Source organism: Gordonia sp. CNJ-863, assembly GCF_001942325.1.
GTDB classification, from domain to species: Bacteria; Actinomycetota; Actinomycetes; order Mycobacteriales; family Mycobacteriaceae; genus Gordonia; species Gordonia alkanivorans.
On record NZ_MKKG01000066.1, the window covers coordinates 88,871 to 104,772 of the forward strand.

At 68.0% G+C, this 15,902-nt stretch carries 13 protein-coding genes and 2 pseudogenes; 5 read left to right on the forward strand and 10 right to left on the reverse strand.

Translation table 11 applies throughout. The annotated features are described in order from the left end of the window. The first annotated feature begins 5 nt into the window (after positions 1-5). Positions 6-623, forward strand: coding sequence for a TetR/AcrR family transcriptional regulator (locus tag BJF87_RS22140; RefSeq protein WP_035755070.1), 618 nt, complete (start codon positions 6-8; stop codon positions 621-623). A 138-nt stretch (positions 624-761) separates the two neighbouring features. Here the strand turns inward: BJF87_RS22140 and BJF87_RS22145 are convergent, their stop codons facing one another. Further along, positions 762-1,250: an NUDIX domain-containing protein gene (locus BJF87_RS22145; protein WP_075863921.1), complete on the reverse strand. Its 489-nt coding sequence runs from the start codon at positions 1,248-1,250 to the stop codon at positions 762-764. Between the two features lie 174 nt (positions 1,251-1,424). Then, positions 1,425-1,796, reverse strand: coding sequence for a cupin domain-containing protein (locus BJF87_RS22150; RefSeq protein ID WP_035755066.1), 372 nt, complete (start codon positions 1,794-1,796; stop codon positions 1,425-1,427). Positions 1,797-1,981: 185 nt separating this feature from the next. Here BJF87_RS22150 and BJF87_RS22155 point away from each other — a divergent pair, with 185 nt between their 5' ends. From BJF87_RS22155 to rsgA, 4 genes are read left to right on the forward strand one after another with little or no spacing between them, the layout of a single operon-like run. Next, positions 1,982-2,212, forward strand: coding sequence for a hypothetical protein (locus tag BJF87_RS22155; RefSeq protein ID WP_006360141.1), 231 nt, complete (start codon positions 1,982-1,984; stop codon positions 2,210-2,212). After that, entirely contained in the window at positions 2,213-2,596 is a 384-nt protein-coding gene (locus tag BJF87_RS22160) for a VOC family protein (RefSeq protein ID WP_006360142.1), read from the forward strand. It abuts the gene before it with no gap. Positions 2,597-2,653: 57 nt separating this feature from the next. After that, positions 2,654-3,919, forward strand: a complete 1,266-nt coding sequence (gene aroA, locus BJF87_RS22165; RefSeq protein ID WP_075863922.1) for a 3-phosphoshikimate 1-carboxyvinyltransferase — start codon at positions 2,654-2,656, stop codon at positions 3,917-3,919. Continuing rightward, positions 3,916-4,959 (forward strand): ribosome small subunit-dependent GTPase A, encoded by a 1,044-nt coding sequence (rsgA, locus tag BJF87_RS22170; RefSeq protein WP_006360144.1) that lies wholly within the window; start codon positions 3,916-3,918, stop codon positions 4,957-4,959. Before aroA ends, rsgA begins: the two co-directional genes overlap by 4 nt. Here the strand turns inward: rsgA and BJF87_RS22175 are convergent. From BJF87_RS22175 to secA, 8 genes and pseudogenes are all read right to left on the reverse strand, one after another. Then, complete coding sequence (locus tag BJF87_RS22175; protein WP_075863923.1) at positions 4,913-6,109, reverse strand: acyl-CoA desaturase; 1,197 nt, start codon at positions 6,107-6,109, stop codon at positions 4,913-4,915. The genes rsgA and BJF87_RS22175 overlap by 47 nt on opposite strands. Positions 6,110-6,178: 69 nt before the next feature. After that, a complete protein-coding gene (locus BJF87_RS22180) occupies positions 6,179-7,507 on the reverse strand; it encodes a fatty acid desaturase (RefSeq protein ID WP_075863924.1) in 1,329 nt (442 codons plus the stop codon). 234 nt (positions 7,508-7,741) lie between these two features. Further along, positions 7,742-8,859: pseudogene (locus BJF87_RS22185) on the reverse strand (GNAT family N-acetyltransferase). Between the two features lie 108 nt (positions 8,860-8,967). Beyond that, a complete protein-coding gene (locus BJF87_RS22190; RefSeq protein WP_035755061.1) occupies positions 8,968-10,083 on the reverse strand; it encodes a ferredoxin reductase in 1,116 nt (371 codons plus the stop codon). Positions 10,084-10,164: 81 nt separating this feature from the next. Further along, the gene (locus BJF87_RS22195) at positions 10,165-10,731 is read right to left on the reverse strand and encodes a DUF6912 family protein (protein WP_006360149.1); all 567 of its coding nucleotides are present in this window, start codon (positions 10,729-10,731) and stop codon (positions 10,165-10,167) included. Positions 10,732-10,809: 78 nt separating this feature from the next. Beyond that, positions 10,810-12,285, reverse strand: a complete 1,476-nt coding sequence (locus tag BJF87_RS22200) for a wax ester/triacylglycerol synthase domain-containing protein (protein WP_075863925.1) — start codon at positions 12,283-12,285, stop codon at positions 10,810-10,812. 48 nt (positions 12,286-12,333) lie between these two features. Next, positions 12,334-12,939, reverse strand: a complete 606-nt coding sequence (locus BJF87_RS22205) for an Rv3235 family protein (RefSeq protein ID WP_035755057.1) — start codon at positions 12,937-12,939, stop codon at positions 12,334-12,336. Positions 12,940-12,993: 54 nt separating this feature from the next. After that, positions 12,994-15,812 (reverse strand): annotated as a pseudogene (gene secA / locus BJF87_RS22210) (preprotein translocase subunit SecA). Positions 15,813-15,902: the final 90 nt, after the last annotated feature.

A 15,902-nucleotide genomic window follows, 5' to 3' on the forward strand; every position in this document is an offset into this window, starting at 1 on the left:
CGGAGGTGACCACCTCCCCCGGTGCCGCGCGTCCCGCCGTCCAGCAACGATCCGGCGTGACACGCACCCGCATCCTCGACGCGGCGATCCGCGTGCTCGTCGATCGCGGCTACTCCGGTGCCAGCACCGTCGCCATCCAGAATGAGGCCGGGGTGAGCCGCGGGCGGCTGCTGCACCACTATCCGTCGCGTGATGCGTTGCTGATGGCGGCGGTCGGGCATCTGGCCAAGACACGAATCGAAGAGCTGCCCAGCCGCGTGGATTGGCCCGACGACCCGATCGCCCGCATCTCGCTGGCCACCGACGTCGGATGGTCGACGTTCCATCAGCCGTACTTCGTGGCATCGATGGAACTGTGGGTCGCCGCCCGCACCAACGAGAACCTGCGCACCGCGCTGCTGCCGACCGAACGCGAGATCGGCAAGACCGTACGCGAGGCGGTCGCCGGTTTCCTCGGACCGGACCTGACGTCGTCGCCGCGGTATGCCGACCTCTACCCGATCCTGTTCACGAGCATGCGCGGTGCAGCGACGACCTACCTGATCGATCGCCGCGACCCCGCCACCGATCCGCACCTGCGGCTGTGGAAGGACCTGACGCGGATCTACCTGATGGAGGGCTGAGGCGGGGGCCACCCCCGCCTACCTGTTCCCGCTCAATCGTTTCCGTCCCGCGGCATCGTCTCCTTCCCGCGGGCGCCAGCCGGCGAGCGGGAAGGAATCAGTCACGCGGGAAGGTCGACTCGCAAGCACTTCGGCTACTCAGCCGCCGGTCGGGAGGGCGTCGAGCAACCTGTCGACGAACACCGCCTGCGCGGGGTTGAGCTTCTTCTTCGCGGTCTCGGGGTCGAACCACTCGGCGCGGTCGATCTCCGGGAACGACTGCATGCGGCCCGACCGCGGCGGCCACGCCATCTCGAAGGCGTTGCTGACGACGGTCGTCACGTCGAGATCGCCTTCGACCGCGAACCCGATCACGACCTTCCCGCTCTTGAGTTTCACCTCGCCGAGGTCGATGTGCGGGCCGTCGGGCACCGGGCTGCCGATCTCCTCGAGGTACTCGCGTCGCGCCGCATCCCACTCCGACTCGTCGGCATCGAGCAGACCCTTCGGAATCGACCATGACCCCTCGTCGGGCTTGCGGGCCCAGATCGGGCCGCCGGGATGAGCGAGGAGGAGTTCGACGCCGCCCGAATCAGCGCGCCGGAACAGCAGGACCCCCGCGCTGCGTCGAGTCTTGGAAACGGTCACCGATACATCTTCGCGCCAAACACCGCCGGCGCCCACATGCGCGCCTTCCCAGAGATGTCGGGAACCAGAAGCGTCAGAGCCGCGCCCACCAGGGCCAGACCCGCCAGGACATAGAAGACCGCGTCGAGGCTCCGTGGAGACCAGCAGTGTGGAACACCTCGTCAGGCATGACCGTCAGTGAGGCTTGGCGTAGTTGCTCGCCCCGTAGAAGTCGACGGTGACCACCGGCTCGTCGCCGACCACCCACGCGTCGTGGCCGGACGGCAGTGACGTGATCTGTCCGGGCCCGGCATCGAACTCGGTGCCGTCGGCCATCACGATGTGCAGCGTTCCGGCCACGTGGTACTGGAAATGCGGGGCCTCGCAGAGTTCGGTGCCGGCGACCGGTTTGACGTCGACCGACCATCGCCAGCCGGGCTGCAACTCCAGTCGACCGATCTCGGAATCCCCGACGTTGAGCACGCTCATCCGGCCGTGGCCGAAGGTGCGGACCTCGTCGGGTTCGGCGAAGTCGCGGTGTTCGGTGCGATGTTCGGTGCCGGTCATGATTCCTCCTACGGGTCGACATCGACGGGCACCTCTGACGCTACGAACCCGAGCTTGCGGTTCGGTCGCGGTCGGCGCACGATCCGGCGCTGGTGAGGGCATGCGGGGCGCCGCGTCCGAGACACGCCGGGGACGGAGACCGGACACCGCCCCGACCTCGCCGGAATCGGCATATCGTTGTACGCATGGCCTCCAGACTCGACCCCGAGGAATCGGCTCCCGACGACCGCATCGTCGACCCCGACGTGCCGCACGAATGGCCGCACGCGTCGGCCTTCGCCTTCGGCGATTCGACCCCGATCGGCGAGACCGACCGGCTGGTCCGTGAACGTGCGGCATACGAGGCCGCCGGCCACGCCGACCACAACCGCGGCCACGCGGTGGGCGGCTCCGACGGAAGCACCGAGGGGCAATAGATGGAGGTCTTGTCCAGCCGGGTGCTGCTGCTCTCGCCCGACCCCGAACGCCTGCAGGCCTTCTACCGTGAGCAGCTGGGCCTACCGGTTCACCGCGAGTACCCCGGCGGCATCGTGTTCTTCGCCGGTAACGGGCTCATCGAGATCTCCTCGCACATGAAGACCGACGCGCCGGACCCGTCGAGCAACGCGGCGCTCTGGCTGCAGGTGCGCGACGCCGAGGCCACCGAGAAGCAGTTCCGCGACCGTGGGGTGAGCGTCACACGCGGACCGCGCACCGAACCGTGGGGCTTGATCGAGATGCATGCCGACGACCCCGACGGACGCCGGATCATCGTCGTGGAGATCCCCGACGATCACCCGCTGCGCAAGGACACCCGCTAGCCGGAGGGCGTCGGCGGTGATGAAACCGGCAGGACCGGGCATGACAAACTGGATCGCATGAGTTCCTGGAACGCGCCCACCTGCGCGAGCGGCCTGAACGCAACCGTCGAGCTGCCCGGTTCCAAGTCCATCACCAACCGCGCGCTGGTCCTCGCCGCGCTCGCCGACGGCCCGTCGACCGTCCGCGGAACCCTCCGCAGCCGCGACACCAACCTCATGCTGGGCGCTCTGGAGGCACTCGGTGTGCAGGTGCGCATCGACCCCGCTGCGGAGACCACCGTCTCCCTGACCCCCGGGCCGCTTCATGGCGCCGACATCGACTGCGGTCTCGCCGGAACGGTGATGCGGTTCCTGCCGCCGCTCGGCGCGCTGGCCGCCGGCCCGGTGCGCTTCGACGGCGACCCGCAGGCCCGCGTGCGGCCGCAGACCACGATCCTCGACGCCCTACGCGGGCTCGGGGTGGCGATCGAGGGAGATCGCCTGCCCTTCACCATCGACGGCACCGGGCGGGTGCGCGGTGGCGAGGTCACCATCGACGCGTCGGGGTCTTCGCAGTTCGTCTCGGGTCTGCTGTTGTCGGCGGCCCGGTTTGACGAAGGGCTGGTCATCCGCCACGTCGGACCGCCCGTCCCGTCGACGCCGCACATCGACATGACCGTCGAGATGCTGGCAACCGCCGGCGTCGAGGTCGACACCTCCGAACCCGATGTCTGGCGCGTGTCGCCCGGTCCGATCCGGGCCGTCGACTGGACCGTCGAACCCGACCTGTCGAATGCGGCCGCGTTCCTGGCCGCCGCCGCGGTGACCGGCGGAGAGGTCCGCGTGCCGTACTGGCCGGCGGTCACCACGCAGCCCGGCGCCCGCATCGCCGACGTCCTGGCCGCGATGGGATGCACCGTCGAGCACCTCGACGGCATGCTGACCGTCCGCGGCCCCGCCGTGCTGAAGGGTGTGAACCTCGACCTGCGCGACATCGGTGAGCTGACGCCGACCATCGCCGCCCTGTGCGCTCTTGCCGACGGCGAATCCGAGCTGAGCGGCATCGCCCACCTGCGCGGTCACGAGACCGACCGGCTGGCGGCCCTCACCGCCGAGATCACCCGGCTCGGAGGGACCTGCGCCCAGACCGAGGACGGTCTCCGGATCACCGGGACGAGCCTGCACGGCGGGACCTGGGAGTCCTACGCCGATCACCGCATGGCCACTGCCGGCGCCATCATCGGACTCGTGACCCCCGGCGTCGTGGTCGACGACATCGAGACGACGAGCAAGACGCTGCCCGACTTCCCCGGTATGTGGCAGCAGATGATCGGGCACCATTGAGCCGCCGGGCGGCGAGTTACGACGAATCCGATGTGAGGGTTCGTCCCGGCAAGGGCACCCGTCCTCGCACCAAGACCCGCCCGTCCCACGACGACGCCGAGCAGGGCATGGTCGTGTCGGTCGATCGCGGCCGCTGGGGTGTCGTCCTCGGCGGCGATCCTGACCGTCGCGTCGTGACGATGCGCGCGCGAGAGCTGGGCCGGACCCCCATCGTCGTCGGTGACGACGTGTCGGTGGTCGGTGATCTCTCCGGAAAGCCCGACACCCTGGCGCGGATCGTGCGTGTCGCCGAGCGTCGAAGTGTGTTGCGCCGCACCGCCGATGACTCGGATCCGTACGAACGGATCGTGGTCGCCAACGCCGACCAGTTGCTGATCGTCACCGCGATGGCCGACCCGCCACCCCGTACCGGATTCGTCGAACGCGCGCTGGCGGCGGCCTACGTCGGCGGCCTGTCCCCCATCCTGTGCCTGACGAAATCCGACCTCGCCGACCCGACCGAGTTCACCGCCGCCTTCGCCGACCTCGAGCTTCCCGTCATCCGGGCCGGGCGCGACGATCCGCTCGACGAGATCCTCGCGACGCTCCGGGGCCGTATCACCGCATTCATCGGACACTCCGGTGTCGGCAAGTCGACGCTCGTCAATCGTCTTGTGCCCGATGCCTATCGAGCAACCGGCGTGGTGTCCGGGGTGGGTAAGGGGCGGCACACCTCGACCCAGTCGGTCGCCTTGCCGCTACCCGGCGACAGTGTCCCGCGCGGTTGGGTCGTCGACACCCCCGGAATCCGGTCGTTCGGACTCGCCCACGTCGGAGCCGACGACATCGTTGCCGCCTTCGACGATCTCCAGGATGCCATCGCCGAATGCCCCAGGGGCTGTACACATCTCGGCCCGCCGGCAGATCCGGAGTGCAAACTCGACGGACTCGGGGGACACTCCTATCGTCGCGCGATGGCCGTGCGACACCTACTCGTCGCGGTCGGCGGCGGACTCAGCGCCGACGACGCCGCGCCCGAAGCTCCCGAATCGCGGCCTTGAGGCCGGTTGCCCGCGGCATCCCGGCAAAGCGCTTCTCCGACGCCGTCTCCGGCGCATCGTCGGAGGTCGCACGGAGGAACCGATCGGGCAGCGACAGCTTGTTGATCGTGCGCAGCGTCTGGAAGTACTGCACCGCAAGCGGACCCGTGGTGTAGGGCAGGTCGTACTTGTCGCACAGCGCTCGGACCCGAACGGCGATCTCGGCGTAGCGGTTGCTCGGCAGATCCGGATAGAGATGATGCTCGATCTGGTAGCAGAGGTTACCGCTGAAGAAGGCCATCGCCGGCCCGGCGTCGAAATTCGCCGTCCCGAGCATCTGCCGCAGATACCACTGCCCCTGTGTCTCGTTCTCGAGGGACTCGACCGTGAACTTCTCTGCGCCATCAGGGAAGTGGCCACAGAAGATCACCACATAGGCCCACAGGTTGCGGATCAGGTTCGCGGTGAGGTTCGCCGTCAGCGTGTGTGTGAAGTTCGGACCGGACAACGCCGGGAACAACACGTAATCCTTCACGATCTGCTTGCCGACCTTACGGGCGAACAACTTGAGCTGCGGTCTCGCGATCTCCTTGGGCTTGGCACCCGAGATGACGTCCTTCAGATCCAGGTCGTGCAGCCCGATCCCCCACTCGAACAGCGCCGCGAGCACGACGTTGGTCAACGGCTGCAGAAGCAGCTTGGGCTCCCACGGATCGTCCCGGGTGACGCGCAACGTCTTGTAACCGACGTCGTGGTCCATGTCGAGAACGTTGGTGTACTTGTGATGGATGTAGTTGTGGGAATGCTTCCAGTGCGGCGAGGCGCACACCATGTCCCATTCCCAGGTGGTCGAGTGGACCTCCGGGTCGTTCATCCAGTCCCACTGCCCGTGCATCACGTTGTGCCCGAGCTCCATGTTCTCGATGATCTTCGAGAGAGCGAGCGCGCCGGTACCGAGCAGCCAGAGCGGCCGCGAGCGGCTGCCGAGCAGCGCGACGCGTCCGGTCACCTCGAGCGCGCGGTGCGCCAGGATCGTGCGTCGCAGGTACTTGACGTCACGCATCCCCCGATCCGCCTCGATCTCGCGGCGAAGGGTGTCGAGTTCGGCACCCAGCGCCTCCACGTCGGCGTCGGTCAGATGCGCGTACTCATTGATGTCAGTGATGGCCATTGAGCCCCATTATGCCGACCTTTTCGATTCCCTGCCCCGGCGCGGGGTCCGACCACCCGCCATCGCCGATCAGGCGGCGGCCTCGTCGTCACGCGTCGCACGCAGCGGCGTCACCACGGCACGTCCGCGACCGGCGCGACGACGCTCACGCAGCCCGGCGATGGCCGAGCGCAGTCCGCGACGGGTACCGGTCTGCTCGTCGATGGTGGCCCGAAGCCGGGCACCCTCGGGCAGCCCCTGCTTGAAGCGGCGCTCCGACGCGGTCTCCGGCGCGTCGTCGGCGGTCGCCTTGAGGTACTTGTCCGGCAGCGACAGTTTGGCGATGGTCCGCCACGTCTTGGCGTACTGCACCGGGAACGGACCCGAGGTGTAGGGCAGGTCGTACTTGTCGCACAGCGCGCGCACCTTCACCGCGATCTCGGCGTACCGGTTGCTCGGCAGGTCCGGGAAGATGTGATGCTCGATCTGGTACGACAGGTTGCCGCTCATGAACGCGAGAACGAAACCGGAGTCGAAGTTGGCGCTGCCCAGCATCTGGCGCAGGTACCACTCGGCCTGGGACTCGCTGTCGATGTCCTGCTTGGTGAACTTCTCCGCACCGTCGGGGAAGTGCCCGCAGAAGATGACGGCGTTGCTCCACACGTTGCGGATGACGTTGCCGAGCGCGGTCGCGGTGGCCGCCTTGCGGTAGGCGTTGACGTACCCGACCTTGTGCCCGGTGGTCGCACTGACCAGCGCCGGGTAGGCGAGGTAGTCCTTGGCGACCTGCTTGCCGATCTTCGACAGCACGTCGGCGACGTCGCGCTTGTACTGTGCCTTCGCCTCGGGGGTCCGACGCTTCTTGCCCAGCTCGAGGTGCTGCACGGCGACGCCGTACTGGAACGCCAGAGCCAGGATCGTGTTGTAGACGAGATTGCCGTAGTTGAACGGACGCCAGCGCTGGTCGCGGGTGACGCGCAGCAGGCCGTAGCCCACGTCGTCATCCATGCCCAGCACGTTCGTGTACTTGTGATGGATGTAGTTGTGGGTGTGCTTCCAGTGCGCCGACGGGTCGGTGTTGTCCCACTCCCACGTCGAGCTGTGCACCTCGGGATCGTTCATCCAGTCCCACTGCCCGTGCATCACGTTGTGCCCGAGCTCCATGTTCTCGACGATCTTCGCCACGCCGAGCGCACCAGCGCCGGCCCACCAGAGCGACTTCTTGGTGGAGCCGAAGAGCAGTGCGCGTCCGGCGAGCTCGAGGCCACGCTGGAAGCGGATGGTGTTGCGGAGATAGCGGGCGTCACGTTCACCCCGGCTGGCCTCGACCTCCGCGCGGATCGCATCGAGCTCGGCGCCGAGTGCCTCGACGTCCGCCTCGGACAGGTGTGCGTATTCGGGGATGTCCGTGATCGCCATACGTGTGGTCCCTTCGCAGGTGGGATGGGTCTCGGTGGGGGTCGACGACGACCTCTACACCGACCGGCTCACGCCGGATCTTCCGACCCTTACGTTTCCGTAACTTACGCAAGCGTAGGTTACGGGGCGCGGGTGTGTCCAGCGGTGAGCCGCCCTGACGGCACGGTTTTTTGCGCGGGGGGGTTCGACAGGCTCAACCGGCAGGGTGGGCTCAACCGGCGGAAACCGGCGGGATCAGCTGTCCGCGGCCTCACGGTAGTCGTCGACGAACAGCTCGAAGCCGATGAGATCCTCGAAGACACCGTCGGAGCGGGCGGCGAGCTTCTGCCTGCTGACCTCGCGGAAACCGGCTGCGCGGGCGAGCTTCTTGCTGCCCTCGTTGCTGTCGGCGGCGAACAGCGTCAGCCGCCGGAAACCGAACTTCTCGAACGCATAGCGCACGGACGCCGGAAACGCTTCTGCCAGCACGCCTTTCCCGCGCGCTTCGGGATGGGTGTAGAAGCCGGCCTCGGCGCCGGTGACCTCGTCGATGTGCAGGAGGGTGATGTCGCCAGGTAGTCGTCGGTCTCGAGGTCGGCGACGGCCCACGTACAGGTGACGCCCTGCGCAGCGGTCCACCACTTGCGCAGACGTTCGGCCGCCGCGTGTTCGAGCTCCAGCGGGTCGGGCCGCGCGAAGAGGTACTTGCGGGAGGTCGGGTCGTCGAGGGTCTCGCGGATGCGTGGGTCGTCGTGCTCCGCGAGGGGCCGGAGGCGGAACCGCTCGGTCTCGAAGACGTCGGTGCGCCACTCGGTCTGCGGCTCCCGTGCGTCGTCTGCTCGCAGCGAGCCGACCCACGCGTCACGGATGTGGCCGCGGACCTCGACCCCGTCCGGGACCGCGGCGTCGAGTCGGAATCCGCAGGAGTGCGCGACGCGCAACGCGTCGATGTTGCCGGCGACCGTCGTCCAGCGGACGACCTCCTTGCCGGCCTCGGTGAAGGCATAGTCGACCGCGAGCAGGACGGCGCGTTTCATCACGCCCCAGCCGCGGGCGTCGGGATGGAGGTCGTAACTGAGCCTGCTGAGCGGGCCCTCCCCGGCGAGGTCGACGGTGCCGACGAACCTGCCGTCGAACTCGACGGCCCACAACATGCGGGAGCCGTCCGCCCAGGACCTGGGCGCATAGTCGAGGGCGAATCTCTCGGCGGCGGCGCGACTGTAGGGCGCCGGGACGGGTGTCCACCGCATCATGGCCGGATCGGCCGCGAGCTCGACCATGCGATCGAGATCTCGGGGCTCATGAGGCCGCAGTGTCACCCCGCCGTCGGTGAGAACGGGGACGTTTTCGGGAATCCGGACCGCGGCTTTCACCGGTCAGCCCTCGGGCCGAACGGGACGGGTCCCAGCACTGTGACCAAGCACGTTTTCGAGCGTACCGGCAGTTCCCGGGCATCGCCGGGTCATAGACGAACAGCCAGGTCAGACGTCCAGCGTGCAATCCCCGGCGGCCGCACTGACGCACGTCTGGATACGCTCACCCTCGACGTGTTCGACGCCGGACCGCAGATCTCGCACGCAGCCCTTGTCGAGCATCACCACGCAGCTCTGGCAGATGCCCATCCGGCAGCCGAACGGCATGATCGTGCCCGCGGCCTCCCCGGCCTCCAGAAGGGTGGTCGCGCCGTCGACCTCGGCGGTCTTGCCCGAGCGCTTGAACGTCACCGTGCCGCCCTGGGCACCCACCACACCGCGTTCGAGGGCGAACCGCTCGATGTGCAGCCGCTCGTCCAGGTCGGCGTCGGAGTAGAGGCGATGCAGGCCGTCGAGGAATCCCGCCGGTCCACATGCCCAGGTCTGACGTTCGCGCCAGTCGGGACACAGACTCGGCAGCGACTCCGGGGTGACCTGTCCGTCGGTGCGGGTGTACTGCACGTGCAGGTCGACGAGACCCGACGACGCCATCGCCTCGAGTTCGTCGGCGAACAGCAGGTCGGCCTCGGAGGGCGTCGAATGGATCAGCCTGATATCGGTGTTCTGCTTCCGCTGTCTGACCGTGCGCAGCATCGAGATGATCGGGGTGAGGCCACTGCCGGCCGTCGCGAACAGGATCTTCTCCGGCAGCGGGTCGGGCAGGACGAACTCGCCGCGGGGCGCGGCGAGACGGACCACGGTGCCCGGCGTCAGGCCGTTCACGAGGTGGGTCGACAGGAAACCCTCCGGCATCGCCTTGACGGTGATCGCGATGGTCTTGTCGTTCGCCGACGCGTCGGGGGTCGAGGTGAGCGAGTACGAACGCCACGTCCATCGACCGTCGATCAGCACGCCGATACCGACGTACTGGCCGGGCGCGTAGTCGAACGAGAATCCCCAGCCCGGACGGATCCGGATCGTTGCGGTGTCCTCGGTCTCCCCCCTCACCGAGATGACCTTGCCCCGCAGCTCACGGGCCGACCACAGCGGGTTGGCGAGATGCAGGTAGTCGTCGGGGAGCAACGGCGTCGTGATGCGGGTGACCGCCGCACGAACCCACTGCGCACCGCGGCTACGCGCCGCGACCCCGGCCACCGGTTCTTCGAATCGCTCGAGCAGACCCAACTCACACACCGCCTTCAACGTCTCCGAACACTCTAACCTACGCAACCGTAGGTTAGCGCCATCCAGGATCTCACACGAGTTTCAGAGCAGTTCGAGGAGAAACGGCAGCTCCTGGGTGGCGTACCAGGCGAGGTCGAAGTCCTCGATGTCGCCGACGGCCAGTTCGGCGTCCAGGTCACCCATGTCGGCGGCATCGATGACGACGACAGCGGCGCGAACCTTGTCCTCCGCCTCCTTCACGTCGACGTGGACCGAGGCGACCGCCGAGAGCGGGATCGTCCCGCCGACCTTGACCACCGCATCGTCGAGATCGGGACGGAGTTTGACGTCCTCGACGTCGGCGGCGACGACCACGCGGCGCGGCGGCAGCGAAGGGGTCACGCCCGGCTTCGTCAGCGCCTCGTCGGCGGCGAGATCGCGCTCGGCCTCGGCGTCGCCGGATTCCGGCGCCTCCCCGGCCAGGAGACGCAGCGACGCCCGCGCGGCCTCGCGCATCGCGACCTCCGAGAGCTCCTCGTCGTCGCCCGCGACGAACGCCTCGCGCAGAGCCGGGGTCAACGCGAACCCGGTTCCGCCGATCGGACGGAACTCGCCATCGGAATTGAGCTCCATCAGCATTGCCAACGTCGCCGGCAGGTAGACCCTCATTCGACCATCGCTCTCATAACGACCCCCGCTCCTGGCGGTCCGATTGCGGTACCCGCTCACCTTAGCCGCGTCCCCGACTCAGTCGGTGATCAGCAACTCCTCGAAGGACTCGGTGACGTAATCCGCCAGCACGGGCAGGTCGGAAATGACCCCGCGGTCGGCCATGAACGAGAACTGCAGCCGGTCACCGTATTCGACGACGCTGACCGCAAGCGCCCGCTGCGAGACGAGAACCGGGATGTAGAAGATCTCGCGGACCGGCACGCCGAGCACGAACCGGTCGGCGACCGGGGAAGTGCTCATCGCCACCGGGACGTTGTACGCGCGACTGTCGAGCGACCGGAACGCGCGGGAGCTGAAGTCGGCGAAGGGCACCATACCCAGCTCCGGGAACAGCGGGCTCGGGCCCGTGCTCATCCGCCGCGACGACTGCGCATAACGCTCGGCGAGGCCCGCCACCTGGGCGAGACGCACCGTCGGATTCGACTCCCCGACAGGCAGGTCCGTCACGAAGCTCGGTTTGCCGAGGTTGATCCAGCCCGGTTCGGCCCCCGCCTCGACCTCCACCCCGGGGTCCCGCGGCGACAGCGGGATCACCACGCGGACGGTGTCGGCAGGCACCGCCGCCGGGTCGACGGACAGCATCCATCGCCGCACCACCCCCGAGATGATGGCGAGTTCCACGTCGTTGACGGTGCAGTTGTGGTGTTCGGCGATCTTGGCGCAGTCGCGCCGCGGCGCCGACGCCGTGGTGAAGGTGCGGGTGGTCGTGCCCGTGTTGTTGAGTGGGCTGCGGGGAGCGGAGTCGGTGAGCTGGCCGACGACGTCACCGGCCCGACGGACGGTTCTGCCGACCACCGAGCGCACCTCGGAGACCAGGCCGTTGCCGTGCACCATGGTCTCGACGAGATCGCCCGGACGGGCCATCGCCTCGGCGAGTGCACCCACGACCAGGTTCGCCGATCCCGGCGGCGACCCGGGCATCCACAGTTCCTCGGGCAGCTGCTCCGGCTCGTCGGTGAGGTCGCAGATGACCTCGCTGATCTCCGGATCGCCCGAAGAGTCGATCAGGCACCGGTGCGACTTGGTCAGGATCGCGAGCCTGCCGTCGGCCAGGCCCTCGATCAGGTACATCTCCCACAGCGGTCGGGTGCGATCCAACGGCCGGGACATCACCCGGGAGATGAGCTCGGCGAGGTCCGCGGGACCACCCGGCCGCGGCAACCCAGAGCGCCGGATATGGAAGTTGATGTCGAAATCCCGGTCGTCGACCCACACCGGGCGGGCCAGTCCGAGCGTGACCTCGCGGACCACCTGCCGGTACCGGGGCGCCAGCTGGAGCCGGTTCTCGACCAGCGACACCAGCGACTGGTAGTCGAGCGCGGGTCGACGGGTCGCCGAAGCTGTGCCGTTCTCCCCGGGCGTCGGGTCGCCGGACTTCTTCCCCTCGCCGGCACAGGGGTCCACGACCAGCAACGCCCCGAGATGCGTCGTCGACCGGGAATCGTCGAGGAAGTAGTACATCGCGTCGCGCGGCGACAAACGGTTCACCACGCCGCCGATCCTAGCCGTTCGGCTGCGTCGGGGCCGGACTCGACGGGCTCAGCAGAACTCGAGCGCCACGAGCTGCCAGCGGTATTCGACCTGGCCGAGACCGGTTCGCGCGCCGGCGCCGCCGGGCCGCGGATCGTTCCCGCGCACACGGCGCGGCTTGCGCTCCACGCGCCCGGCGAAGGCTCGGACGCGGCCACCGCTGAGGTAGGAGCCGAACACCTCGGCAGCACTGGTGTCGCACAACTGGACGTGCACGCGCTGGAGGACCGTACCGCGAGCGGGTGGACCTCCAGGGGCACCGGCGATTTCGGCCACACGGAAGGCGTCGTGACGAACCAGCGCCGCCACCTGATCGACGATCGACGGCGACACGGAGTCACCGAGGTGCGCGATCCCTCGTCGACGGTCGATCACCTCGAACAGCAGTCGCGACGTGGCGACGGTGAACCGCCGGGCCTCCACCGCGGCGGTCAGGGTCTTGCGTGACGGTCCCGCATCGGGACGCGGCCCCGGGAACACGGCGCGCACCGTCCCGGAACCGACCGCCCCGGCACCCATCGCACCGGGGCCGGCCGGCTCATACGTCGGGGCGGGCAGTACCCGAACCCGCGTCGTCCGTGTGGAGACGGGAGGAGCGGAGGTGAGTGTTTGCATGGAGATTGGACGCAGCCACTCCCCTGTCGGGTTCCGCTTTCTCCCGGATTTTTTTCAGCGGCGCTGTTTCTTGGCCTTCGGCGGCTTCGGACGGCTGCCCTTGGTGTTCGCCCGCGCGGCCGCGCGGCGCTCGCGCCGACTGGCCGAGTCGGCGGCACCGGCCAGTTCCTCCTCCTCGGAGTGGACGACCGTGCCACCACCCTCGTCGGGTCCGGAGAACGTCATCGGCACATCGCCGCCGGAGGCCCCGGAACCACGCAGCGCTGCGGGCACCTGCGCACCGGAGTCGGCCGCCGGCGCGGGCGCGGGCGCACCTGCACCGACCGCGGCACGCAGGTCGGCGGCGGTGGGCAGCGGCGCCTGCGGTGCCGGCTGCTCGGTCTGCACCTGGGCGTTGAAGAGGATGCCGAGTGCTTCCTCTTTGAGACCCTCGAGCATGCCGGTGAACATGTCGAAGCCCTCGCGCTGGTACTCGACCACCGGGTCGCGCTGCGCCATCGACCGCAGGTGGATGCCCTCGCGCAGGTAGTCCATCTCGTACAGGTGGTCGCGCCACTTGCGGTCGAGGACGCTGAGCAGGACGCTGCGCTCGAGCTGGCGCATGGCGCCTTCGCCCGCGATCTCGTCGATCGCCTTCTCGCGCTTGTCGTAGGCGGCCTTCGCGTCGGCGACCAGGGTCTCGCGCAGCTCTTCGGCCGAGATGTCTTCGCGCTCACCGTATTCCGTCTCGTTGACGACCTCTTTGGGGTCGAGTTCGATCGGGTACAGGGTGCGCAGCGCGGTCCACAGCTCGTCGAGATCCCAGTCCTCGGCGTAGCCTCTGCGGTCGCGCCCTCGACGTAGGCGCTGACCACGTCGTCGATCATCTGCTTGACCTGCTCGTGGTGATCTTCGCCCTCGAGGATCTGGCGGCGCTCGGCGTAGATGATCTTGCGCTGCTCGTTCATGACCTCGTCGTACTTGAGGACGTTCTTGCGCATCTCGAAGTTCTGCTGCTCGACCTGGGTCTGAGCGCTACGGATGGCCTTGGTGACCATCTTGGCCTCGATCGGCACGTCGTCGGGCAGACGGCTCATGATCGCCTCGAGCGCACCGCCGTTGAAGCGGCGCATCAGTTCGTCGGCGACGGACAGGTAGAACCGCGACTCACCGGGATCGCCCTGACGACCCGAACGGCCGCGCAGCTGGTTGTCGATACGGCGGGATTCGTGGCGCTCGGTGCCGAGCACGTACAGACCACCGGCCTTGCGCACGGCCTCGGCCTCCTCGGCGGCCTCGGTGCGCGCGACCTCGATGGCCTCGTCCCACGCGGCCTCGTACTCGTCCGGGGTGTTCACCGGGTCGAGTCCGGCCTTGCGCAGGCGGGTGTCGGCAATGATGTCCGGGTTGCCGCCGAGCACCACGTCGGTACCTCGGCCGGCCATGTTGGTGGCCACCGTGACCGCCCCGAGGCGGCCCGCCTCGGCGATGATCTGGGCTTCCTGCTCGTGGAACTTGGCGTTCAGGACGCTGTGCGGGATCTCGCGCTTCTTCAGCTGACGAGACAGGTACTCCGAGCGCTCGACGCTGGTGGTACCGATCAGCACCGGCTGGCCGATCTCGTGACGCTCGACGATGTCGTCGACGACCGCGGCGAACTTCGCCTCTTCGGTCTTGTAGATCAGGTCGCCCTGGTCCTTGCGGACCATCGGCCGGTTGGTCGGGATCGGCAGCACACCGAGCTTGTAGATCTGGTCGAACTCGGCGGCCTCGGTCTCGGCGGTACCGGTCATGCCCGACAACTTGTCGTACAGTCGGAAGTAGTTCTGCAGGGTGATCGTGGCGAGAGTCTGGTTCTCGGCCTTGATCTCCACGCCTTCCTTGGCCTCGATCGCCTGATGCAGGCCCTCGTTGAAGCGTCGGCCGTCGAGCACACGACCGGTGAACTCGTCGACGATCAGGACGTCTCCGTTGCGGACGATGTAGTCCTTGTCGCGCTGGAAGAGCTCCTTGACCTTGATCGCGTTGTTCAGGTAGCTGACCAGGGGCGAGTTGGCCGCCTCGTACAGGTTGTCGATGCCGAGGCGGTCCTCGACGAACTCGACGCCGGCCTCGTGCACGCCGATCGTCTTCTTCTTGATGTCGACCTCGTAGTGGACATCCTTCTCGAGCAGCGGCGCGATACGCGCGAACTCGGTGTACCACTTGCTCGACCCTTCGGCGGGGCCGGAGATGATCAGCGGGGTGCGGGCCTCGTCGATGAGGATCGAGTCGACCTCGTCGACGATCGCGTAGGCGTGGCCGCGCTGGACGAGGTCGGCGAGCGAGTGCGCCATGTTGTCGCGCAGGTAGTCGAAGCCGAACTCGTTGTTGGTGCCGTAGGTGATGTCGGCGGCGTAGGCCTCGCGGCGGGCGGCCGAGGACATCCCGGTGAGGATCACTGCGGTCTCGAGGCCGAGGAAGCGGTGGACGCGTCCCATCCACTCCGAGTCGCGCTTGGCGAGGTAGTCGTTGACGGTGACGACGTGGACGCCCTCGTCGGACAGCGCGTTGAGGTACGCCGGGAGGACACAGGTGAGGGTCTTGCCCTCACCGGTCTTCATCTCGGCGATGTTGCCGTAGTGCAGCGCCGCGCCACCCATGATCTGGACGTGGAAGTGTTTCTGGTCCAGCACGCGCCAGGCCGCCTCGCGGGCCGTCGCGAAGGCCTCGGGCAGCAGTTCGTCGAGCGTCGCACCATCGGCGATACGTTTCTTGAACTCGTCTGTCTTGGCTCGCAGTTCGGCGTCGGAGAGCGCCTCGAACTCGTCGGACAGCGCCTCGACGTGCGACGCGATAGCGTCGAGTCGCTTGACCATGCGGCCTTCGCCGACACGCAACAGCTTGTTCAGCACCGTGGATCGAGTCCCTCACCTGTAGAAAACACACGGAATCCGGCCCGTGCGAACGCACAGACCGGATCCCATGGTAGCGAGGTGAGCTGA